19 protein-coding genes are annotated in these 20,985 nt (G+C 60.5%); 7 read left to right on the top strand and 12 right to left on the bottom strand.

Features of this window, described 5'->3' with window-relative positions; translation table 11 throughout:
- Positions 1–2: 2 nt before the first annotated feature.
- A complete protein-coding gene (locus IMCC20628_RS07645; RefSeq protein WP_047029735.1) occupies positions 3–458 on the top strand; it encodes a VOC family protein in 456 nt (151 codons plus the stop codon).
- Positions 459–719: 261 nt separating this feature from the next.
- On the opposite strand, the gene IMCC20628_RS07640 is transcribed toward IMCC20628_RS07645, so the two are convergent.
- The 5 genes from IMCC20628_RS07640 to IMCC20628_RS07620 form a co-directional block, all read right to left on the bottom strand.
- The gene (locus IMCC20628_RS07640) at positions 720–944 is read right to left on the bottom strand and encodes a hypothetical protein (RefSeq protein ID WP_047029734.1); all 225 of its coding nucleotides are present in this window, start codon (positions 942–944) and stop codon (positions 720–722) included.
- A gap of 454 nt (positions 945–1,398) precedes the next feature.
- The gene (locus IMCC20628_RS07635) at positions 1,399–1,959 is read right to left on the bottom strand and encodes an ABC-type transport auxiliary lipoprotein family protein (protein WP_047029733.1); all 561 of its coding nucleotides are present in this window, start codon (positions 1,957–1,959) and stop codon (positions 1,399–1,401) included.
- A gap of 113 nt (positions 1,960–2,072) precedes the next feature.
- On the bottom strand, positions 2,073–3,443 hold the full coding sequence (locus IMCC20628_RS07630; protein ID WP_047029732.1) for an MlaD family protein: 1,371 nt from the start codon (positions 3,441–3,443) through the stop codon (positions 2,073–2,075).
- On the bottom strand, positions 3,443–4,327 hold the full coding sequence (locus IMCC20628_RS07625) for an ABC transporter ATP-binding protein (RefSeq protein WP_047029731.1): 885 nt from the start codon (positions 4,325–4,327) through the stop codon (positions 3,443–3,445). Before IMCC20628_RS07625 ends, IMCC20628_RS07630 begins: the two co-directional genes overlap by 1 nt.
- 10 nt (positions 4,328–4,337) lie before the next feature.
- Positions 4,338–5,528 carry an ABC transporter permease gene (locus IMCC20628_RS07620; protein ID WP_047032357.1) on the bottom strand — a complete coding sequence of 397 codons (1,191 nt, stop codon included), beginning with the start codon at positions 5,526–5,528 and terminating at the stop codon, positions 4,338–4,340.
- A 100-nt stretch (positions 5,529–5,628) separates the two neighbouring features.
- Here IMCC20628_RS07620 and dgcA point away from each other — a divergent pair, with 100 nt between their 5' ends.
- From dgcA to IMCC20628_RS07605, 4 genes are all read left to right on the top strand, one after another.
- On the top strand, positions 5,629–6,612 hold the full coding sequence (gene dgcA, locus IMCC20628_RS07615; protein WP_047029730.1) for an N-acetyl-D-Glu racemase DgcA: 984 nt from the start codon (positions 5,629–5,631) through the stop codon (positions 6,610–6,612).
- 103 nt (positions 6,613–6,715) lie between these two features.
- The gene (locus IMCC20628_RS25045) at positions 6,716–6,880 is read left to right on the top strand and encodes a hypothetical protein (RefSeq protein ID WP_156174435.1); all 165 of its coding nucleotides are present in this window, start codon (positions 6,716–6,718) and stop codon (positions 6,878–6,880) included.
- 58 nt (positions 6,881–6,938) lie between these two features.
- A complete protein-coding gene (locus IMCC20628_RS07610) occupies positions 6,939–9,254 on the top strand; it encodes an NADP-dependent malic enzyme (protein WP_047029729.1) in 2,316 nt (771 codons plus the stop codon).
- 164 nt (positions 9,255–9,418) lie between these two features.
- The gene (locus tag IMCC20628_RS07605; protein ID WP_047029728.1) at positions 9,419–10,588 is read left to right on the top strand and encodes a DUF2865 domain-containing protein; all 1,170 of its coding nucleotides are present in this window, start codon (positions 9,419–9,421) and stop codon (positions 10,586–10,588) included.
- A gap of 47 nt (positions 10,589–10,635) precedes the next feature.
- On the opposite strand, the gene IMCC20628_RS07600 is transcribed toward IMCC20628_RS07605, so the two are convergent.
- From IMCC20628_RS07600 to IMCC20628_RS07570, 7 genes are all read right to left on the bottom strand, one after another.
- Positions 10,636–11,859, bottom strand: coding sequence for an MFS transporter (locus IMCC20628_RS07600; protein ID WP_156174434.1), 1,224 nt, complete (start codon positions 11,857–11,859; stop codon positions 10,636–10,638).
- Positions 11,856–13,541, bottom strand: a complete 1,686-nt coding sequence (locus tag IMCC20628_RS07595) for an NAD+ synthase (RefSeq protein ID WP_047029726.1) — start codon at positions 13,539–13,541, stop codon at positions 11,856–11,858. The genes IMCC20628_RS07600 and IMCC20628_RS07595 overlap by 4 nt, the downstream gene beginning before the upstream one ends.
- A gap of 96 nt (positions 13,542–13,637) precedes the next feature.
- Positions 13,638–13,859 carry a hypothetical protein gene (locus IMCC20628_RS07590; protein WP_047029725.1) on the bottom strand — a complete coding sequence of 74 codons (222 nt, stop codon included), beginning with the start codon at positions 13,857–13,859 and terminating at the stop codon, positions 13,638–13,640.
- A gap of 36 nt (positions 13,860–13,895) precedes the next feature.
- The gene (locus IMCC20628_RS07585; protein ID WP_052766340.1) at positions 13,896–14,732 is read right to left on the bottom strand and encodes a class III extradiol ring-cleavage dioxygenase; all 837 of its coding nucleotides are present in this window, start codon (positions 14,730–14,732) and stop codon (positions 13,896–13,898) included.
- A gap of 898 nt (positions 14,733–15,630) precedes the next feature.
- Entirely contained in the window at positions 15,631–16,053 is a 423-nt protein-coding gene (locus IMCC20628_RS07580; protein WP_047029724.1) for a GFA family protein, read from the bottom strand.
- Positions 16,054–16,474: 421 nt separating this feature from the next.
- Positions 16,475–17,848, bottom strand: a complete 1,374-nt coding sequence (locus IMCC20628_RS07575; RefSeq protein WP_047029723.1) for a 3-deoxy-7-phosphoheptulonate synthase class II — start codon at positions 17,846–17,848, stop codon at positions 16,475–16,477.
- A gap of 119 nt (positions 17,849–17,967) precedes the next feature.
- Complete coding sequence (locus tag IMCC20628_RS07570) at positions 17,968–18,651, bottom strand: hypothetical protein (protein WP_047029722.1); 684 nt, start codon at positions 18,649–18,651, stop codon at positions 17,968–17,970.
- 184 nt (positions 18,652–18,835) lie between these two features.
- Between IMCC20628_RS07570 and IMCC20628_RS07565 the strand changes: the two genes are divergently transcribed.
- Complete coding sequence (locus tag IMCC20628_RS07565) at positions 18,836–20,257, top strand: aldehyde dehydrogenase family protein (RefSeq protein WP_343123258.1); 1,422 nt, start codon at positions 18,836–18,838, stop codon at positions 20,255–20,257.
- 95 nt (positions 20,258–20,352) lie between these two features.
- Complete coding sequence (locus IMCC20628_RS07560) at positions 20,353–20,979, top strand: hypothetical protein (RefSeq protein ID WP_047029720.1); 627 nt, start codon at positions 20,353–20,355, stop codon at positions 20,977–20,979.
- Positions 20,980–20,985: the final 6 nt, after the last annotated feature.

The raw sequence follows: 20,985 nt of genomic DNA, 5'->3' as shown, positions 1-20,985 counted from the left end.
GTATGTCCGGGACACCTGACAGACTGCAAAACCCCGCACAGACGCGGGGTTTTGCCATTTCAGGGCTTGGCGAAATCGCCATCCGATGCATTGATTTTGCCGCCATGACCGCGTTTTATCGCGACACTCTGGGGCTTGAACTGCTGGCTGATCGCGGCGGCATCATCTTCTTCAAACTGGGCAACGGCGTCGAGGGCCACACCGCAGTGCTGGCCTTGTTTAACCCGGAGATCAATCCTGGATGCGGCGCGTCGGTGGCCGCATCGTCGACGTTGCATCACGTTGCTCTCAGCCTCAGCCAGGCCGACCAGCAGGCTGCCTGCCGCTGGTTTGAGGCCAATGGCATCAGCTACAAGATCGAGGAATTTTCCTGGATCGGCTGGCGCGGTGTCTTCCTTACCGATCCCGACGGCAACACCGTCGAGCTGGTTTCCGCCAACTGGCCTGTCAAGGACTGAAGCCGCACAAGCATGGGTCCGGGGACCAGCGCACTGGCCCCCGGAATAAACGTCCGGACAGGTGTGGGGTGGACGTCAGTCTGCCGGGGAAGCAGACGAAGAGGGTTCATCTGCCGGGGCATCGCTCGATCCAGGAACCATATCGCTCTGCTCCGTCTCCGCCCCGCTTTTGTCATCACAGCCGGTAATCCCGAGCAACGCCAGGGCAAGTGCCGACGCTGTGATGAAGCTGGTCACTCGATGAATTGTCATGTCGAAGACCTACTGGCCCGTCACCGCGGCATATTCCTCTGCCGAGAGGTCACCGCTTCCGTCGACATCGGCTGACCGGAAGGAGTCTTCCGACGCGTCCGGGATTGCGGCCGCGACTTCTTCCCAACTCACGGCGCCGCTCTGATCAGTATCAACCGATGTGAAATCCGCCGCCTGGGCGAAAGCGGGAGCGGCAAAGCCGACAATGGCGAGTGCTACAAGAATGCGTTTCATTGCGTCTCTCCTGTTTGCTGGACATGTCCAGTGTGGTGTCAGGGCCGGATCCTTGCTGTGGACCAATGCCCGCCAGTAACAATAGTCTGGCAATTAGGGCCGCAATTCGTCTATTCAGCGTCGAAATATTGACCGCGGATCACAATAGATAAACACTTATAAAAATCCGACATGACGGATAGTTACAAACTCACGATATATGACATCGATGTAACTACAATTGGCTGACTATACATTACACTTGAAAATATTTCGCGACGCAATGAAGCGTGTACATGTGACCGCACGCCGATGCGCACCACATTGATATCTGGACTGCATGAACACATGGCCTGCATCTACCGGCGCACAAACAGCCGGTCGCCTGACATCGGACCCATGGTCGGGTGTGAGTGGATTTGCAGGCGCAGAATGCCGTGGCCAGCCTCTTCGGCCGCAGCCGTCATCGTCCGTATCAGATCTTCGCCAATGTCCAGCCAACCAGATCCTGCACGACCTCTTCGAACGCCCGGTCAAGTGACTGCACATAGGCAGCATTTCCGCTGCCCGTGACCGCTGTAGTCGAGCGAAACACCTTTGTCGCCACCACCACGCCGTTGCGGTCATTGAGTATCTTGGCAGACAATTCAACGACAGCGCGCTCACCGGCATCGGCCTTGATCTCGAAGGCCCGAATGGCGGTGATGATCTTGTAGTCGATCGCCAGACCGTCACCGGGGCGTCCGACGCCGCCAACCCGGCCCGAATTTTCAAACGCCTGAACCAGCTTGTCCTGGACTATTTTCGGCAGCCGGTCGGACCATTGCGACTTCGCCAGATATTCGATCGACGAAGACGTCGGGCGGATGACGATCTGCTCGCTGTCGAGCGCCTTGAGCGCAGTCGGCTCATTGATCAGGATCTGGCGGTTGCGCGACTGCTGGCCAGAAACTTCTGGCGCAGCCGACAGGCCATAGGTGTCAGGAGGTGTTGCTGCAACAAGTCCGCCCGCACAGCCGGACAGTGCTGACAGCATGGCAATCGCAACTATCCATCGACTCACATTCACGCTTACGCCACTCCCAAAAGCCTGTGTCAGGCCACTTACCAAACCGTTAACACATCTCTTGCGAGGCATACAACAAAGAGTCAACGGCGCGTCCGCCCGTCATATTGCTTGACCGTGTCGCCACCGAAAATAAGCCGCTGCGGATCCTGCTCGATGGAAGAAATCGAGCGTTCGATGCGCTCGATTGAACGCCGCGCATCATTGACCAGTGCCTCGACATCGCGCAGGCCAGAGCCTGAAAAGCGCTGAAGATTGTCAGCGATCGGGCCAATTCTGGTATTGAGCGAATTGGCGACATCGCGGAACGACTTGAGCGTAGCCTCGGCATCGGCGAGCAGCGTTGATGCATCCCCTTCCCCGAGGAAATTGTCCACCTTGGCCAGAACCCCGTCAACGCGAGTCGATGCGGCATTGAGCGTGGCGGTCATCTGCTTAACATCGGAAATGATCAGATCATAATCTTCTTTGCGCGCATTGAATGTCTCAGCCACTTCTCGCGCATCGGCGAGCGCCTTGCGGGCATCCGCACTTGCAACCGCAATGTCATCGACGGCCTGGCCAACCTTGGCCGGGTCAATTCCGGAAATCACCTTGTCGACCTTGTCGAGCGAGACGCCGGCGTCAGCAGCGAATGTTTCAAGCGAATTGGCCGCCAGCCGGAAGCTTTCCAGCGTTTTGGTGATGTCGCCCGAAGCATTGGCGACGTCGGCTGTGACCTTGTCGACATTGCCCAGTATGCGGTCGATTTTCTCCGGATCCACCGCCTTGATCAGCTCTTCCGCCGAGCCAAGCGCACTGTCGATCCGGCCCGACAGCGATTTCACGGTCTCGGACAGGCTGGCTACGCTCTTGAGGAAATCGTCGATGCCGTCGGCATTGTCACGCAACGCGCCGGTGAAAATCTCGGTGTTCTTGAGCGTTTCGGTCAGCGGGGCTCGCGCGTCCTTGACGAAGCCTTCGACCTCGCCAATCACCGCATTGGCGCGATTGAGGATTTCGTCGGCCGTGGCAAGCAAATTGGTCACGCTGGACGGATCGGCCTCGATTTCCGCGATCTCGTCCTTGGTGAGCGCGCGGAGCAAAATATTGTCATTGGTAGGGGTTCCCCCTTGCAACTCGATATAGGCCGACCCTGTCAGTCCCTGAATTTCCAGCGCCGCACGTGTATCGGTGTAGATCGGCGTATTGGCCTGCACCTCGGTCTGCGCAATCACGTAATCGGGGCTTTCAGGATCAATACTGAGCCGCCGGATCACGCCGTAGGGAATGCCGTTGAACCGCACCGGCGAGCCCACCGACAGTCCGTTGGCGGAGCCAGGGATGCGGACGATCAATTGGGTGGTCTCGCCACCACCGCCATAGCGCGCCATCCAGTAGACAAAGCCGAACGCCGACAACATCACCAGAAGGGTGAACAAGCCGACGATGGCATAATTGGCCCGCGTTTCCATTACTTCGCTTCGCTTTTCTTGCTGCCGGCCGGGTTAGGTTCCGGGTCCTGCTTAACATCTTGATTCCGGGTATGGCTTGGGATCAAGCGCGCTCTCTTGCCTTGAAAATAGGATTGCACCCAAGGGTCGTCAAATGAAAGCATGTCATCGATGGTTCCTTCCACCAGCACGCGTTTCTGGCCCAGAACGGCGATCCTGTCGCAGACAGAGAACAGGCTGTCGAGATCATGGGTCACCATGTAGACGGTTAGTCCCATCGTGTCACGCAACTGGGCGATCAGCTCATCGAATTCCGCCGCTCCGATCGGGTCCAGCCCGGAGGTCGGCTCATCCAGGAAAACCAGATCCGGATCAAGCGCCAGTGCACGTGCCAGCGCTGCCCGTTTGATCATTCCGCCGGACAGTTCTGATGGGTATTTGTCCGCCGCGTCAGGCGTAAGCCCGACCATTGCCACCTTCAGCTCCGCCAGTTCATCCATCAGTTTCTTGGGAAGATCCAGGTACTCCCGCATCGGAACCTGAATGTTCTCGCGCACTGTCAGCGCCGAAAACAGCGCGCCCTGCTGAAACAATACACCCAGGCGCATATCGAGCTGAATTTTCGTGGCTTCGTCGACCTGATCATAATCCTCGCCGAGAATCCGGATAACCCCATGCTGCCGCGGAATCAGCCGCAGTATCGATCGCATCAACACCGATTTTCCGGTACCGGAACCGCCGACAAATCCCAGTATCTCGCCGCGATAAACATCAAGATCAAGATGATCGAGCACCACATTGCGCCCAAACGCAACGGTGACGTCGCGCGCCGAGAGGATCACCTCGCGCTCGAGCTCGGGGTCTGGCACCAGACGATCAGAGTGATTGGGGTCTTGCGGGGTCATCGGATCCTGTTCAAAAGTCGATTGCCGCGTAGAACATGGCGAACAGGCCATCGACAAGGATAACAACAAAGATCGCCTTGACGACCGAAGCCGTCACCCGCCGGCCCAGAGATTCGGCGCTGCCGCCAACCTTCATGCCTTCCACCGATGCGACGATGCCGATGATCAGCGCCATGAACGGAGCCTTGATCATGCCCGATGTGATCGTCGACATGTCGATGGCCTCGCGCAGCCGCGCCACGAAGACGTCGGGCGTAATACCGGAATAGGTCCAGACTACGGCAGCGGCACCGAGCAGCGCAGCAAAATTTGCCACAACGGTGAGAAGCGGCAACACAACCGTCAACGCCACCATCCGCGGGAATACCAGCACGCCGATAGGGTTCAAGCCCATCACCTTGAGTGCGTCGACCTCCTCGCGCATCTTCATCGAGCCGATTTCCGCGGTAATCGCGCTGCCGGACCGTCCGGCGATCATGATCGCAGTCAAAAGCACGCCGATTTCGCGCAATTGCAGAATTCCGACGAGATCGACGACAAAGACCTCGGCGCCGAAATAGCGCAGCTGAAACGCACCCTGCTGGGCAATAATCGCACCGATGAGAAAGCTCATCAGCATGATGATCGGCACCGCACGAACACCCATCTGGTCCATATGGGTGACAATCGACGCCGGGGAAATTCCGGAAGACCGGTCGAGCTTGAGCTGCGCCCCGCGAACCGCCGATCCCAGAATGTACAGCGATGCTATGAGGTCATCATAGAGCTCATACATGCCCTTGCCGATCGGGGCGAATATCCGTTCAAACAGCGGCTGACGGTCCGGAGCCACACGTGCAGCCCGATCCACCATGTCCGGGATCGCCGCAATCAAGCTCTCCACCGGTTCTGTCGCACCCACCACATTTGCCTCTGCGCCGCAGGCGTGGGCTGCTGCCATCGTCTTGCGCACCAGCCAGGCGCCGGCAGTGTCGAAATTGCTGACTTCCGCCAGGTTGATGTTGAGGGATTTCCCCGACAGGCTATCTTGGATTTCCAGCAATTTGCCATATACCCCTGAAATCGCCGCATGACGCCAGTCACCGGAGAGAACAAGCGTCTCGCCATCTTCCGAGACGCGCCGTTCGACCCGCGGCGACGGACCACTGGCGCGCCCGATATGGACATCGGCTCTTGTATCTTTTTGCTGTTCGGTCAACATGATCCACACATAGCGGGTCGCCTTGGAACTGTCACCGGACAGGAACCGTATAAGCGCCTGTCTACACTGTATTCGACACTTTATTCACGGACACGCACCAATGCCCAGACAACTTCATGCCAAGATCGACAGCTTTCCGCTCACCCGCGCTTTCACAATCTCGCGCGGCGCCAAGACATCTGCCGAAGTCGTCACCTGCACCATCAGCGACAATGGCGTCAGCGGCCACGGAGAATGTGTTCCCTACGCGCGCTACGGCGAAACCGTCGAAGGCGTCATGGAAGCGATCAAAGCCTTTAACGACGCCATCGCATCAGGGATGAGCCGGGAAGAGCTGCAAAGCGCCATGGCAGCGGGCGCCGCTCGCAACGCCATTGATTGCGCCCTGTGGGATCTCGAAGCCAAACTCAGCGGCACCCGGGTCTCGACAACTGCCTGCCGCATTCTGCCGCGCCCGGTCCCCACCGCGGTGACGATTTCGCTCGGCGAGCCCGCCGACATGGCGGATCAGGCCCGCGCCCACACCTCCCAGAAACTGCTCAAGGTCAAGGTCGGCACATCCGACGATCGCGCCCGCATGCATGCCGTGGCCAGCGCTGCGCCCGATGCGGAAATCATTCTCGATGCCAATGAAGGCTGGGACGAAAGCAACATCCGTGAACACCTGCTGCTCGCAGCCGAACTGCATATTGGCCTGATCGAACAGCCCATGCCTGCAGGCAAGGACGAAATTCTGGCGCATATCCCCCACCCGGTGCCTATTTGCGCTGATGAAAGCGTCCACACACTTGCCGATCTCGAATCACTGTCGGATCGCTATGATGCGATCAACATCAAGCTCGACAAGACCGGTGGCCTTACTGAAGCCCTGCGCATGCGTGACCGCGCCCGTGAACTTGGCTTCGGCGTGATGATCGGCTGCATGGTCGGCTCATCCCTGGCCATGGCCCCGGCAGTGCTGTTGGCCCAGGATGCGGACTGGGTCGATCTTGACGGACCGCTGCTGCTTGCACGCGACCGGTCTCCGGGGCTGGTCTATACGGGGTCGCTAGTTTCTCCGCCGTCTGCCGAACTCTGGGGCTGAGTTTATCGCGCGTCGGACCGGATCATCAAACAGGTTTCATTCGGGATGGATCAGCACTAGAACTGAGGTCGGTCAATCAAGCTTTTTCGAGGGGGAAATCCGCATGATATCGGGTCGAATCGGCGTCAATCGCACCGAAGATGGTGAATTTGTCGCCGCCAATTGCTGCGCATCGGCAAGTTTGAAGCAGGACGGGATTATCGCCTCGGCCACGCCTTACCGTATCATCTTGCAAATCCAACGCTCGCTTCGCCGCACAGATTGTTGAACCGGGTCTGCTTACCCGTCGATCATCCTCCAATTGCCCTTGAAGAGAAGAACTGCAAATGACCTCCAAAGACACCAAGCGCGTCAGCGATCCCAAGCCCACCAGCGGTGATCTCGATGAGAATGCCCTGTTTTATCACCAATATCCGCGGCCGGGGAAACTCGAGATCCAGGCGACCAAACCTTTGGGCAACCAGCGCGACCTGGCGCTTGCCTATTCACCAGGCGTCGCAGCCCCCTGCCTGGCGATTCGCGACAATCCCGATGCCGCGGCTGCCTACACCGCCCGCGCCAATCTGGTCGCCGTCGTTTCCAACGGCACGGCGGTGCTCGGCCTTGGCAATATCGGTCCGCTGGCCTCCAAGCCGGTGATGGAGGGCAAGGCCGTCCTGTTCAAGAAGTTTGCCGGCATCGACGTTTTCGACATCGAGATCGATGCGCCCGACGTCGACCGCATGGTCAGCGTGATTTCGGCACTTGAGCCGACATTCGGCGGCATCAACCTCGAGGACATCAAGTCGCCGGAATGTTTTGAGGTCGAGCGGCAACTGCGCGAAATCATGGACATACCGGTGTTCCACGACGACCAGCACGGCACCGCCATCATTGTCGCAGCAGGAATCCTCAACGGCCTCGAACTGGCCGGCAAGGAACTGGCCAGCGCCAAGATTGTCACCTCCGGTGCTGGTGCAGCGGCACTCGCCTGCCTCAACCTGCTGGTCACGCTCGGTGCCAAACGCGAAAACATCTGGGTCCATGACATCGAAGGCCTGGTCTATGAAGGCCGCGACGTGCTGATGGACCAGTGGAAATCGATTTATGCTCAACCCTCCGACAAGCGGGTCCTGTCCGACTCGATCGGAGGCGCTGACGTGTTTTTAGGCCTCTCCGCCGCCGGCGTTCTCAAGCCCGAATTGCTTGCAACAATGGCCGAACGGCCATTGATCATGGCGCTCGCCAATCCCTCGCCAGAAATCATGCCGGACCTGGCGCGTGAAGCGCGGCCTGATGCCATGATCTGCACTGGGCGCTCGGATTTCCCCAATCAGGTCAACAACGTCATTTGCTTCCCCTATATCTTTCGCGGCGCGTTGGACTGCGGAGCCCGCACCATCAACGAAGAGATGAAAATGGCAGCCGTCCGCGCCATTGCCTCGCTGGCCCGTGAAGAACCATCCGATATCGCCGCACGCGCCTATTCCGGCGAGACGCCAGTGTTCGGCCCGGAATATCTCATTCCCTCACCCTTCGACCAACGGCTGATCCTGCGCATCGCCCCCGCTGTCGCCGAGGCAGCAGCCAAGTCTGGCGTGGCAAGGCGTCCGATCACCGACATGGAAGCCTATGTCGACAAGCTCAACCGCTTCGTGTTCCGCTCCGGCCTGATCATGAAGCCGCTGTTTACCGCAGCCAAGACCGCCACCAAGAAGCGCGTGATCTTTGCCGAGGGCGAGGACGAACGGGTGCTGCGCGCTGCCCAGGTACTGCTCGAGGAAGGCGTTGCCGAACCGATCCTCATCGGCCGCCCCAACATCATCGAATCGCGGCTGCAGCGGTTCGGCCTCAGAATCCGGCCCGGCGTCGATTTCGAAGTCACCAATCCCGAGGACGATCCCCGGTTTCGAAATTATGTCGACGAATATTTCAAGCTGGTCGGGCGCAAGGGCGTGATCCCGGAGGCCGCGCGCACCATCATACGAACCAACCCCACCGTGATTGGCGCGCTTTCCCTGCGATTGGGCGAAGCCGATGCGATGATTTGCGGACTTGAAGGCCGCTACGCCCGCCATTTGCGCGATGTTTCACAGATCATCGGCAAGCGCGAAGGCGTCATCGATTATTCGGCACTCAGCCTGCTGATCTCGCAGCGCGGCGCCACATTCTTCACCGACACCTATGTGTCGTTTGACCCATGCGCCGAGGAGATCGCCGAAACCACGATCATGGCGGCCGAGGAAATCCGCCGGTTCGGCATCGTGCCGAAGGCCGCGCTGTTGTCCCATTCGAATTTTGGCTCACGCGATTCCTCAAGCGCCTCGAAAATGCGCCGGGCGATCGAAATCATCCGCAAGGTCGCGCCTGATCTGGAAGCCGACGGCGAAATGCACGGCGATTCTGCCATGTCGGAAGCGCTCAGAAGGCGGGTAATGCCCGACAGCACCCTCACCGGAGAGGCCAATCTTCTGGTCTTCCCCACTCTCGACGCCGCCAACATCGCCCTGGGCGTGGTCAAGACCATGACCGAAGCGCTGCATGTCGGACCTATCCTGCTCGGCGCCGCCTTGCCTGCCCACATCCTGTCACCATCTGTGACCTCGCGTGGTGTCGTCAACATGGCAACCCTGGCGGTGGTCGAGGCGTCTTCGGCGGAGTGATTGAATCTGGCGTTTTCGATGACCTTCCAGCCGCAGGTTAAGGTAAACAACCGGATGTGATTGGCGCAAATCCACACAACGATTACAATGCAAACTGCAATGCCATCGAAGATTTAATCTTGATGTCATAGAACGGGTTTGTCGTTGTGTTGGAGTCAAAAGTCATGCCTCGCGTCTGGTTTCGCAGTCACTTGCTGGTTCTCGCCCTTGCCCTTTCAGGTACAGGCGCGGCGGAAGCATCTGCGGTTTGCACACAGCTCAAGGCGCAACTCGTCAACGCCAATTCAACCGGATCGTCTAAAAATTTCAGGCGTTTTGCCGAAGCAGCGGTCAAGCAGGAACAGCAGATCAACCAGGTGCGGTCTGATTTAAAGCGCTTCGGCTGCAGTTCCGGCAGCGTCATCGTCCTGGGTGGCAAGAACGCCAAGGCCTGCGCCAAGCTCACCTCGGCGCATACCAAGATGAACGCCAATCTCGCCGCCCTCGAGCGCAAGCGGGACTCCTACGCCCGCCGATCGAACAAGGTGCTCAAACGGCGCATTCAGGCGGAACTCAAAGCCAATGATTGCGACGGCAAGCGTGCATCCATCCGCGCCGCCGCACTCAAGGGGCAAGCAGACGCCGTGAACTCGCGCAAGCCAAAAAGCACCGGCCTCGTTGCCATTATCGGTGACAGTGGCGGCAAGGTCAGCCCTTCCGTCACCGCAAGCACGTCGCGGTCAAAAATCGTGGTCGAACCAAGGGCATCGAGTGGCGGGAACTACCGGACCCTGTGTGTCCGCAGTTGCGACGGATTCTTCTTCCCGGTCTCTTCAGCCGCTTCACCCTCCGATTTTGGTCGGGATGAACGGACCTGCCAGATGATGTGTCCCGGCACCAAGGCGGAGCTGTATTTTCATTCCGCCTACGGACAGGAAAGCGAGGACATGGTCTCCGCCCGGACCCGCGAACCCTATACCGAGATGCCCAACGCATTCGCCTACCGCAATATCGGTGCGCCGATGAGCAAGGCCTGCGGCTGCAACATGGGGGCCTTCTTCAAGGAAATGCAGCGCCGCGAGGCAATCCTGAACGGCTCGGCCACGGCTGACGCGCCGGTGACGACCTGGGTCCGCCCGTTCAACCGGCCCGACCCGGGCGAGGATCCCGAAACCATCCTTGATGCCGAGATGCGCCTGACATCGGAAGACGTGGCTGCAGTGCTTGCCGCCTCAAGCACCGAACGGCCGCTCACCGAGGAACGCCAGCAGGTTCGAATGGTCGGACCGACCTTCCTGCCTGACCAGTCCGATCATCTCGACCTGAAAGCCGGGCCGCAGACGCTGATCCGCTGAATTGAACATTCGATTGAGGCTCCACACATCTGGATCCAACCCGGAAACTACACCGGGTAAGCCTGCCGCCGCGCCAGCGCTTTACGGCTGACCTGGATCAGCACGGTGCTGATCAGCACGCAATAGACGCCCATCGCGGCGATCTGAGCCGGATACGAGACACCCAGATCAATCAGCACACCGGTCACGCCCGGCCCGATGGCCGTGCCGAACACCATGAAGGCGACGATCAGCGAACGAATGCTTCCGAGATGCCTGGCGCCGTAGACCTCGGGCCAGAGGGCGCCGAACAGGGTTGACGAAAATCCGTAGGAGACCCCCATCAGCGCCATGAACACGTAAGCGCCCCACGGGGCATCCGTCGATGCCAGCACGAAACACGACAGCGACAGCGGAACCAGGAACACCGGCAGCATCCGGATGGCGGAAAACCGGTCGACCAGCTGTCCAGAAATCAGCGCGAAGATAATGGTCATAGAAGACATGATGGCAAACGAGGCAGCAAATACACTCGGCGGCCAGCCGCGCAACTCTGACAGATAGACTTGATGGAAGAACACGGTTGTGCCGATGACTGCCGGCGCCATCACCCCCGACAGCGCAGCCCAGAACAAGGGATCGCGGATTACCTCGGCGCGGGTCCAGTCCCGAACCGCAGCGGCGCCGGATTTTTTCGCCACCGATTGCGGTGTTCGCTCGAGCTTGAGCAGATTGTAGATCGCCGGGAGGGCGACCAGAATGAGGACGGCTGCCGCCACCAGCCAGGAGCCGCGCCAGCCGACGAGGGCCGTCACGGTAACGAAGCTGATCGGAAATATCGCCTCGCCGAAATTCACCCCGATGGCCGTCAGCGATATCGCCCGGCCGCGCTGGGCGGCAAACCAGCGTCCCATCGCGGTCATGGCGATGTGGCTGAACATGCCCTGCCCGAACAGCCTGAGCAGATAGACCGAGAGCACCAGCAGCGCCAGCGAGCGCGACCAGGCCATCAGGATGCAGGCAATGGCCAGAACCGGTGCGGCCAGCAGCACCGTCGAGGCGACAGAGATCCGGTCAACGATCTTGCCCACCTGCGGCAGCGTTGCGGCGCTTGCCAGCGTTGCCAGCATGTAGAGCGTGCCGAACTCGCCATGGCTCAGACCATATTCGGATCTGATTTCACCTGCTGACAGCGAGATGAAATAAGTCTGTCCGAACGAGGAGAAGAACGTCAGCAAAAACCCGCCGGCGACCCAGCGGGCATTGTCGCGCAGAAATGTCAGAATCATCAGCGATCCCTAAACCGGTTGGTGATCGGGTAACGCCGGTCGCGGCCAAAATTCTTGCGGGTGATCTTGACGCCGGGCGCCGACTGCCGCCGCTTGTATTCGGCGATATAGAGCAGATGCTCGATGCGGTGCACGGTGGCCACGTCATGGCCGCGGGCGACGATCTCGTCGACGCCCATCTCGTTTTCGACCAGACATTCGAGAATATCATCAAGCACCGGATAGGGCGGCAGCGAATCCTGGTCTGTCTGATCCGGCCGGAGCTCTGCCGAGGGCGCCTTGTCGATGATGTTGACCGGGATCACCTCGCCCGAAGGGCCGAGCGCGCCTGGCGGGACGTGAGTGTTGCGCCAGCGCGACAGCGCATAGACCTGCATCTTGTAGAGATCCTTGATCGGATTGAAGCCGCCATTCATGTCGCCATAGAGCGTGGCGTAGCCGACGCTCATTTCGCTCTTGTTGCCGGTGGTGACCACCATTGAGCCGAACTTGTTGGAGATCGCCATAAGGATGACACCGCGCGCCCGGCTCTGCAGGTTTTCCTCGGTGATGCCCTCGTCGGTGCCTTCAAACATCTCGCCGAGTGCGGTGAGGAAGCCCTGTACCGGCTCCTCGATCGCCACAGTGTCGTAACGGCAGCCAAGTGCGCGGGCACAGGCCTCGGCATCGGCGAACGAGCTCTCAGAGGTGTAGCGGTAGGGCAGCATGACGGCGCGCAGGCGCTCCTCGCCCAGCGCATCGACCGCGAGGGCTGCGCAGATGGCCGAATCAATGCCGCCCGACAGCCCGAGCACCACATTGCGAAATCCGTTCTTGTTGACGTAATCGCGCAGGCCGAGCATGCAGGCGCGGTAATCGGCTTCCTCGGCCACCGGGATCTGCGACATGGGTCCGCTGGCGCAGACCCAGTCGCCATCAGCCTGGCGTTTCCAGGTACTGACCGAAACGGCTTCCTCGAACTGGCTCATCTGAAAGGCGAGGCTCTTGTCGGCATTCATGGCGAAGCTGGCGCCATCGAAGACCAGTTCATCCTGACCGCCGAGCTGGTTGGCATAGATCATCGGCAGACCGCTTTCGATCACCTGCTTGAGCACCACCTGATGGCGGATGTCGACCTTGCCACGATAATAGGGCGATCCGTTGGGCACGATGAGAATTTCCGCGCCGCTCTCGCTCAGCGTTTCGCAAACGCCGAGATCGCCCCAGATATCCTCGCAGACCGGAATGCCGAAACGCACGCCACGCAGCGCCACCGGGCCGGGCATCTCGCCGGCATCAAACACCCGTTTCTCGTCGAATTCGCCATAGTTGGGCAAATCCACCTTGTCGCGTGAAGCCATGATCTTGCCGCCATCGAGAACGGCAGCCGAATTGAAGCGCTTGTCGCCCTCAAAACGCGGATAACCGATGATCACCGCCGGTCCGCCATCAGCAGTCTCGGCCGCCAATTCCTCAATCGCCTTCAGGCAGCTTTTGAGGAAGGCCGGTTTGGTCACCAGATCCTCGGGCGGATAGCCGGAGATGAACAACTCGGTCAGCAGCAGCACATCGGCGCCATGGCGGGCGGCGTCGGAACGCGCCTGCCGGGCCTTGGCGAGATTGCCGGAAATATCGCCAACGATGGGATTGAGCTGCCCAACGGCGATGCGGATGGTGTCGGTCTGGGCGGTTTGGATCTGGGTCATGACAGCCGTGTTACCCCAACTTGCCGGACTTGAAAATCATCGAAATCCGATTGATTGATCAAACCTGCATATGGTCCGCTCCCGGCTGGGGCCTGCTTACTCGTATTCGGCGCTCTCGTCACGGCCGATACCGGCAACGGCGCCGGCGGTTTTGCCGACAGCCTTGCCGGTGAGTTTGACAGCGCCAACCGCACCGCCAACCACCATGGACCCGGCGCCAGTGACAGTTTTGGCGACCATATAGGTACCGCAACCCGACGCGGACAGCGCCAGCGCGAGGGCAAGACAGGGCGGAACAAGGCGACGGTAAGAGCTCATGACACATGCCATAAGCCACCCATCGTGAAAATCAAGTTAAGCCGTAGCTGCAACCCTTGCCTTGTCAAACCGCCACATGGTCATCGCCAGCACGCCGAATTCGGCGCTGTCATGCACCAGTTTGGCCCTGCCCGCCTCACCGGCAGCCCCGAGCGCCACATAGAGCGGCAGCAGATGCTCGTCAGTCGGATGGTTTTCGACTGCATAGGGTGCCAGACGGCGATAATCGAGCAATGCCGCAATGTCATTGGCAGCGATTTTCTCATTCATCCAGTCGGAAAACTGCTGCACCCAGACTGGCACTGCAAGCTGGCGTTGACCGGTCCTCAATGCCTTGAAGGCCTCGCCGAGATTGTGGGTGAACGAGCCTGAGCCGATGATCAGCACGCCCTCACGGCCAAGGCCTGCGAGCGCCTGACCCAGCCGGTAATGATGCTCAGGTCCCTTGCTCGGATCGACCGAAAGCGACACCACCGGAATATCGGCCTCGGGATAGGCCAGCGTCAGCGGCACCCAGACACCATGGTCAAAACCGCGTTTTGCCACGGCTCGGGCCGAAAAGCCCGCCGACTGCAGATCACTCGCGATGCGTTGCGCCAGTTCCGGATCGCCCGGAGCGGGATACTCAATGGCGTAGAGTTCCGGCGCGAAGCCACCGAAATCATGGATGGTTTCAGGATGCGGATCAGCCGAGACGACCACGCTGCCGGCGACTTCGAAATGAGCGCTGGCGACGACAATGGCGCGCGGCCGTGGCAGATCCGCAGCCAGCTGCCTGAGCCAGGCGGCGGCCTGGGTGTCGGCAATCGCCGTGTCGGGCGAACCGTGGGACAGGAAAAGGGCGGGCATGGGGTTTTCGGACAACTGGGTCATGAATGATCTCCTTGCCGTGAATATAGATCGTCACCCGCGTTCATAGAAGATGTCGTTTTGACCACTCAGCGTTCGCATTTTGTAAACACTCCAATTTACCGCGAACATGGCGATGCCCCCGCATGGAGTGTTTCCAATCGGGGTGATGAGGAAGATCTGATCCGGAGGGCCGCACGCGGGCTTTGCCTTACGGAAAACTGAAAGATCGGTGGCGCAGCACGCGCGCGGCCCGAATATCGCCGGATGATGTCCGCATCCGACAGACGGCGCCTCGCACCCTCGGGAGTTTATCCCCGCCCGGATTGCTCCGGCCGCGGTCTGGACCGACCGCGGGAGTGGTTCTGGCAAGGTTCCGGCACGGACCCTGAAGGCCAACCGGCCCTCATGTCCGCCACAGGCCCGGACCGATCTCCCGCCGCGCATCCCGCCTTTCGGCTGGCGCGCAACGAAACCCGGCCCGGTGGCTGGCTTTGCACGGTCACCTTGACCGCCCGCCAGCGGAACCCCGATGGCCTCCGCCTCCTCCCGGTGCCCACCGCACGTTACGGCAAATCCCGAAAGGCCTTCCTCCCACCTGGTCCAACACGTTCGCGTTCCATCCGGCAGCGGGAGCGACATCAGTGTGGCACGGGGGTGCAGGGTGGGGAAGAAATGGGGATAAGATTCTAACCAAGGGATTGGAAATCTTGGGTGCAAGGCTGCGGCTTTTCCCCGGCAATTCGGCATTTTCGCGAGCCCAATCTCCCCCCTTGCGGGGGAGATGTCGGTGAAACCGACAGAGGGGGGTATGTTGCGTTTTATACCGACAACGCAGTGTTCGCTGAGACCTTACCCCCCTCTGTCACCTACGGTGACATCTCCCCCGCAAGGGGGGAGATTGCAACAAGCCCAAAACCCCTCACTCCGCCACCAGCAACCCGGCCGAGCCTTTTTCGTATTGCGGCAATCCATCGGTGATCTCGTAGAAATCGCCCTTGTCGGCACAGAAGATGTGCTTGGTGATCGCCAGCCCGGTCGGCTGATCAAACGCCCCCGCCAGCACCGAAATATGCTGATCCGCCTGATGTTTCCAGAACAGCGCAGAGCCGCAAGTGGTGCAGAAACCGCGCCTGGCGACATCGGAAGCCTGATACCAGGTGATGTCGGCCTCACCCTCGATTTCGATCTTGTCGTCGCTCACATTGGTGGCAGCGAAATAGAGCCCCGACTGGCGCCGGCATTGCGAACAATGGCAGGCGACAACCTCACGCAACGGGCCGGTGGTGCGGAAGCTGACGGCACCGCAATTGCAGTGTCCGGTGCGGGTTTGATCGTCTGACATGGCGGACTCCAGAGGTGTGAATCAGGCTGGGGGCGATACAACCACGGACGGGAGTTGCCATGCTACTGACATTTGCGACATTCCATCGTCATGCCGGACTGCACCCGTTTTCATTCTCGGCTCGGAGGCCGAGGATGACGAAACGAGGGGACTGAAGACGAAGATGGTGAATGTGGAGCCCCTGCACACTCCGTCATGCCGGACCCCGATCCGGCATCCAGCAGGCGAGCGTCCGCGAGCCGGGAGACCAACTGTCTTCAGGAAGCGAATGGGTCTCTCACCGCGCCGACGCGCGGTGGCTGGATACCGGATCAAGTCCGGGGTGACGGCGGCGGGGATCACTTGATCGCGCCGCCAACCAAAAACGCCGGAGTTCCCCCCGGCGTTTTCGTAATCATGTCAGCTACTTGCGACCGGAACGTTACCCGTTGACAACCGCTTTCTGCTCGTCGCGTCCGCCCTTCATGCGCTCAGCCACGAGGAAGGCGAGTTCCAGGGCCTGGTCGGCGTTGAGACGCGGGTCGCAATGGGTGTGGTAGCGGTCCTGCAGGTCTTCGCCGGTGAGCGCCCGGGCACCGCCGGTGCATTCGGTGACATTCTTGCCGGTCATCTCGATGTGGATGCCGCCGGGATGGGTGCCCTCGGCACGGTGGATCTGGAAGAACGAATCCACTTCCGACAGGATCCGCTCGAAGGGACGGGTCTTGTAGTTGTTCATGGTGATGGTGTTGCCGTGCATCGGATCGCATGACCACACCACCTTGCGGCCTTCACGCTCGACGGCGTGGATCAGCTTGGGCAGGTGATCGGCAACCTTGTCGTGACCGAAACGGGCGATCAGGGTGAGCCGGCCGGCTTCGTTGGCCGGGTTCAAGATGTCGATCAGCGAAAGCAACTCGTCGGGCTGCAGCGACGGGCCGCATTTGAGACCGATCGGGTTCTTGATGCCGCGGGCAAATTCGACATGGGCGTGGTCGGGCTGGCGGGTACGGTCGCCGAGCCAGATCATGTGGCCGGATGTGGCGTAGTAATCGCCCGAGGTCGAATCGATGCGGGTCATGGCTTCTTCATAGCCAAGCAGCAGCGCTTCATGGCTGGTGAAGAAATCGGTCTCGCGCAGGTTCGGGTGGTTGTCGCCGGTGATGCCGATCGCCTTCATGAAATCCATGGTCTCGGAAATCCGGTCAGCGAGCTTGCGGTAGCGCTCGGCCTGGGGGCTATCCTTGACGAAGCCGAGCATCCACTGGTGCACATTGTCGAGATTGGCGTAGCCGCCCTGGGCAAAGGCGCGCAACAGGTTGAGCGTTGCCGCCGACTGCCGGTAGGCCGCAACCTGACGCTCCGGATCGGGGATCCGCGAGGCTTCGTCGAAGTCGATGCCATTGATGATGTCGCCGCGGTAGCTCGGCAGCGTCACATCGCCCCTGGTTTCGGTCGGTCCCGAACGCGGCTTGGCAAACTGGCCGGCAATGCGGCCGACCTTGACCACCGGCTGCTGCGCGCCAAAGGTCAGAACCACGGCCATCTGCAGGAAGACGCGGAAGAAATCGCGGATGTTGTCGGCTTCGTGCTCGGCGAAGCTCTCGGCGCAATCGCCACCCTGAAGCAGAAAGCCCCTGCCTTCGGCGACGTCGGCAAGCACCGACTTCAACCGGCGGGCCTCCCCCGCAAACACCAAGGGGGGAAACTTGGCCAGCCGCGCTTCGGTCACTTTCAGTGCCTCTGCATCCGGATAATCCGGGACCTGCTGGATCGGTTTGTTGCGCCAGCTTGATGGGGTCCAGTTCTGTGCCATGTCGTTCACCGTGTTGGCCGGGGCTCCCCCGGCAGTTTTACGGACCGTAGCCCGTGGATTGGTCGATTTCAGGGGGCTTATAGCGATCAATTGACCGCCTGCAAACCCGGCAATTCGAATCAGCTGCGCGAAGGGCGTCCCCGCCGCCCCAGCGACAGCTCGAACAGCTCGATTTCAGCCGGCGACAGCGTCACTGCGCGGGGGTAGAGCGGCGCGTGCCGGTCTTCGTGGATTTCGGTGTGAAAATCATCGGTTTCGGCGACGAACCGGTGCACGCCTTCCGCGCCGAATTCGCGCAAAAACCCCTGCATCACCGCATCGAGATAGGACCGCAGGATCGGCGAATGGCCCTCCGCCCGCGGATGCTCGGGTCGCGCCTCGTAGACATGCAGGTTGAAATCCGGCGCCGGGGCGCGCGCTGACACGGACGCCGAACCGCTGGAAATGAATTCGAGATCCGTGAGCGCGATATCGCGGCGATGGTAGCGGAATTCGCGGGCATCGATGTCGGGCAGATTGGCAGCAAAATCAATCACCAGCAGCCCGTCGATAAAGCTTTCCGGCGCCCGCTCGGCGGTCAGCATTGACGGCGTCAGCGCAGTGCCGGGGACCGGGATGGCAAGACTGTCGTGCTCCATCACCGGGCGGGGCCGCCAGGTCCGGCGCCAGCCCTTGAGTCGCGCCGGCCAGGCGGCGACGATCTCGGTGCGCAACGTGGCGCGGTTGACCAGCGAGCCATAGCCGACAAGATCTTTCGATCCGGCAAGCTGTTCGAAATCGGCAATGGAAGGCTGTGACGGCATCTCGGTCCCGGGCTCGATAGCGGTGCGCTTGGCACCGGTGAATTCCCGTTAGAGATGGGGTATCGACCAGCCGATGTCAAAGCCGGCGCGATCCCGGCCGGGCGCAGTGCGGCGCAAAGGCCCCTCGCCCGGACAAAAAGCGCGAAGACGCCGGCGCTTGAGTTGAAGACAGCGCTAGCGCGCCATACATGTTTGGGACAATGATTGTGTCTCCACAGCTTGCAGGCAGAACCGCATGACCCAGATTGCCGACATGATTGCAGATCTCCGCGAGACATTTGCACGCCACAAGACCCGGCCGCTCGAATGGCGGCGGGGGCAGTTGCAGCGCCTCAGCGCCATGATCAAGGACAATGAGGCAGACATCCTCGCAGACCTGAAGGCTGACCTGGGCCGCTCGGGCTACGAGTCGCGGCTGGTCGAGACCAATACCGTTCAATCCGAGATCAGCCACGTGCTCAAGCATCTCAAGTCATGGATGCGGCCGCAGCGGGTGCCAACGCCGCTGACCAACCAGCCCGGCCGCTCGGAAATCGTGCCCGAACCGCTGGGCGTGGTGCTGATCATGGCGCCGTGGAATTATCCGGTCTACCTGATCTGCATGCCGTTGATCGGAGCGATCGCGGCAGGCAATTGCGCGGTGCTGAAGCCGTCGGAGATTTCCGCCAACACGTCCAAGCTGCTGGCACGGCTGATTCCGGCCTATATGGATTCCGAGGCAATCCGGATTGTCGAAGGTGATGCCGACACCGCCAGCGAGCTGCTGGCCGAGCGGTTCGACCATATTTTCTTCACCGGCAGCCAGGCCATTGGCAAGATCGTCATGACCGAAGCGGCGAAACATCTGACCCCGGTGACGCTGGAACTGGGCGGCAAGAGCCCCTGCATCGTCGAGCCTGATTGCGATCTCGAGACCGCGGCGCGGCGTATTGCCTGGGGGAAATTTCTCAATGCCGGCCAGACCTGCGTGGCGCCCGATTACCTGCTGGTGCACGAAACCGTTGCCGGTGACTTCGTCACCCATCTGAAGAGCTCGCTGACGCGGTTTTATGGCGAAAATCCGAAGACCAGCCCCGATTATCCGCGCATCATCAACGACAAGCATTTTGCCCGCGTCAGCCGGTTGATCGCCGATGGCCAGATTGAATGCGGCGGCGAGACCGATCCGGCCTCGCGCTATATCGCGCCGACCATTCTCACCGGCGTGGATCCGGCGTCAGCGGTGATGAGCCAGGAGATTTTCGGGCCGGTGCTGCCTGTGATCACCTATGCAACAATCGACGAGGCAATCGGCTTCATCACCGCCAGACCCAAGCCGCTGGCGCTGTATCTGTTCTCCAATTCGACCGACATTCGCGACCGGGTGATGACCGAGACCAGCTCGGGCGGTGCCGTGATCAACGACGTGGTCACCCATCTCGCCGTGCCGGAACTGCCGTTTGGCGGCGTTGGCGCCAGCGGCATGGGCGCCTGTCACGGCCGCGCCTCGTTTGACACATTCAGCCATGCCAAGGCTGTGCTGACAAAATCGGAAAAGTTCGAAGTCAAACTGCGCTACCCGCCATTCTCGGCGCTCAAATCCCGGCTGATCAAGCTGGTCAGTTGAGTGCCAGAGTGCAGGTACGGATTGACACATATCAAGGCTGAAATATCGGCTGGTGTTATTGCTGTGGCATGCAACCAGCCAGCGGAGCTTCAGACATGACCGGACAATCAGCCTATTCCAACACCACCGAAGCCGTAGGCATCTTCCATACAGCACAAGACCTGCAGGCAGCGATTGACGATCTGTTGACCCAGGGATTCAACCGTATGGATCTGAGCATTCTGGCCTCTGAAACAGCCATCGAGGACAAGCTGCATGAAGCCTATGTCCCGGCCAGAAATCTTGAAGACCGGGTCGAAGTGCCGACCACCGCCTTTGTGTCGACCGAATCCATCGGCGACGCCATGGGCGCGGTGATCGGGGTTCTGGTCTATGTACCGGCGATGATTGGTGCGGCAGCCGTGGTCGCCTCCGGTGGCGCGCTGGCCGCAGCTGCAACGGCTGCGCTGATTGCCGGCGGTGTCGGCGGATCGCTCGGCACGGTGATGGCCGGGCTGATCGGTGCGGCCAAGGCTGACGAGATCGAAAAGCACATGCTGGCCGGTGGCCTGTTGCTGTGGGTTCGCACCCGCGACGAGCAACACGAGGAACGCGCGCTGGCGATCCTCAAAGGTCACAATGGCGACGGCGTTCACCTGCACACCCTGCCCTCGCTGGTCGGAACCGGCTATAGCGCGCCGATCGAGGACGTTGTCGACGTCGATATGGCCAAATCCGAATGAGACCCG

The sequence above is a fragment of the Hoeflea sp. IMCC20628 genome (assembly GCF_001011155.1).
GTDB lineage: Bacteria > Pseudomonadota > Alphaproteobacteria > Rhizobiales > Rhizobiaceae > Hoeflea.
This window is presented reverse-complemented; position numbering and strand designations above follow the sequence as displayed.

What these genes read in the sequence shown, in the direction of transcription:
- IMCC20628_RS07645 (WP_047029735.1), top strand. Translation starts at nt 3, where the DNA reads ATGTCCGGGACACCTGACAGACTGCAAAACCCCGCACAGACGCGGGGT.
- IMCC20628_RS07640 (WP_047029734.1), bottom strand. Translation starts at nt 944, where the DNA reads ATGAAACGCATTCTTGTAGCACTCGCCATTGTCGGCTTTGCCGCTCCC.
- IMCC20628_RS07635 (WP_047029733.1), bottom strand. Translation starts at nt 1,959, where the DNA reads ATGCTGTCAGCACTGTCCGGCTGTGCGGGCGGACTTGTTGCAGCAACA.
- IMCC20628_RS07630 (WP_047029732.1), bottom strand. Translation starts at nt 3,443, where the DNA reads ATGGAAACGCGGGCCAATTATGCCATCGTCGGCTTGTTCACCCTTCTG.
- IMCC20628_RS07625 (WP_047029731.1), bottom strand. Translation starts at nt 4,327, where the DNA reads ATGACCCCGCAAGACCCCAATCACTCTGATCGTCTGGTGCCAGACCCC.
- IMCC20628_RS07620 (WP_047032357.1), bottom strand. Translation starts at nt 5,528, where the DNA reads ATGTTGACCGAACAGCAAAAAGATACAAGAGCCGATGTCCATATCGGG.
- dgcA (WP_047029730.1), top strand. Translation starts at nt 5,629, where the DNA reads ATGCCCAGACAACTTCATGCCAAGATCGACAGCTTTCCGCTCACCCGC.
- IMCC20628_RS25045 (WP_156174435.1), top strand. Translation starts at nt 6,716, where the DNA reads ATGATATCGGGTCGAATCGGCGTCAATCGCACCGAAGATGGTGAATTT.
- IMCC20628_RS07610 (WP_047029729.1), top strand. Translation starts at nt 6,939, where the DNA reads ATGACCTCCAAAGACACCAAGCGCGTCAGCGATCCCAAGCCCACCAGC.
- IMCC20628_RS07605 (WP_047029728.1), top strand. Translation starts at nt 9,419, where the DNA reads ATGCCTCGCGTCTGGTTTCGCAGTCACTTGCTGGTTCTCGCCCTTGCC.
- IMCC20628_RS07595 (WP_047029726.1), bottom strand. Translation starts at nt 13,541, where the DNA reads ATGACCCAGATCCAAACCGCCCAGACCGACACCATCCGCATCGCCGTT.
- IMCC20628_RS07590 (WP_047029725.1), bottom strand. Translation starts at nt 13,859, where the DNA reads ATGAGCTCTTACCGTCGCCTTGTTCCGCCCTGTCTTGCCCTCGCGCTG.
- IMCC20628_RS07585 (WP_052766340.1), bottom strand. Translation starts at nt 14,732, where the DNA reads ATGACCCAGTTGTCCGAAAACCCCATGCCCGCCCTTTTCCTGTCCCAC.
- IMCC20628_RS07580 (WP_047029724.1), bottom strand. Translation starts at nt 16,053, where the DNA reads ATGTCAGACGATCAAACCCGCACCGGACACTGCAATTGCGGTGCCGTC.
- IMCC20628_RS07575 (WP_047029723.1), bottom strand. Translation starts at nt 17,848, where the DNA reads ATGGCACAGAACTGGACCCCATCAAGCTGGCGCAACAAACCGATCCAG.
- IMCC20628_RS07570 (WP_047029722.1), bottom strand. Translation starts at nt 18,651, where the DNA reads ATGCCGTCACAGCCTTCCATTGCCGATTTCGAACAGCTTGCCGGATCG.
- IMCC20628_RS07560 (WP_047029720.1), top strand. Translation starts at nt 20,353, where the DNA reads ATGACCGGACAATCAGCCTATTCCAACACCACCGAAGCCGTAGGCATC.